The 1020-nt window shown below is 42.2% G+C and carries 1 protein-coding gene; it reads left to right on the forward strand.

The window, feature by feature from the left end; genetic code table 11:
• Nucleotides 1–44 precede the first annotated feature (44 nt).
• Nucleotides 45–1020, forward strand: a 976-nt coding sequence (tnpC, locus tag DDE80_RS14450) for an IS66 family transposase (RefSeq protein ID WP_108308643.1), incomplete at its 3' end; no start/stop codon positions are given.

The following is a 1020-nucleotide window of genomic DNA, read 5'->3' on the forward strand; positions in this document are numbered from 1 at the left end:
ATTTAAAAAAGGAATTCGGCTATTCAAGTCGAATTTCTTTCACTATGGTAAAAATCGAACAAACACCCACACGTACAATTGAAGAACTCGCAAAAAAGAATGCGGCGTTGGAAAAACAAAATGAAGCGCTAATGGCTAAAATTAACTGGTTGGAAGCACAGTTCCGCCTCAGCCAACAAAAGAAATTTGGAACTTCAAGTGAAAAAACCAACCCGGATCAACTTGCGCTGACATTATTCAATGAAATGGAAATGATGTCAGATAACACGGTCGAAGAACCGACGCTTGAAACGGTTACCTATAAACGTAAAAAGCGTTCGGGACAAATCGAGGCGATGTTAGAAAACTTGTCTACTGAAACGATTCACTATCGTTTAAGCGAAGAAGAGCAGGTTTGTTTGTGTTGCGGTGAAAAGACACACGAAATGAGCACACAAATTCGTCGTGAATTAAAAATTATTCCGGCACAAGTCGAAGTGGTCGAACACGTCCAACACATTTATAGTTGCCGTCATTGCGAAAAAGAAGGAACTGAAACGCCAATCGTTACGGCGAAAATGTCAGCTCCTATGTATCCAGGTAGTCTCGCTTCGCCATCGGCGATGGCCTATTTGATGAGTCAAAAATATTGTGAAGGTCTCCCACTGTATCGACAAGAAAAGCAGTTAGAACGAATGGGCATTTCGCTTTCACGTCAAACGATGGCGAATTGGATGATGTACGGTGCCAACACATGGCTCATTCATTTATATCATCACCTTCATAAAAAACTACTGCGAGAAGAAATTGCCCATGCGGATGAAACGGGGTTACAGGTATTAAACGAGCCAGATCGCGCTGCAACGAGTAAATCCTTTATGTGGATGTATCGAACAGGTCGTGCATCATTGCCGATCGTGCTTTATGATTACCAAACAACACGTGCTAGTAAACATCCAAAGGCCTTTTTACAAGGATTTTCGGGTTATCTACATGTCGATGGCTATGCAGGTTATCATGACTTACCGAGGGTAGAGTTGG

The sequence above is a fragment of the Metalysinibacillus jejuensis genome (assembly GCF_003057615.1).
Lineage (GTDB): Bacteria > Bacillota > Bacilli > Bacillales_A > Planococcaceae > Metalysinibacillus > Metalysinibacillus jejuensis.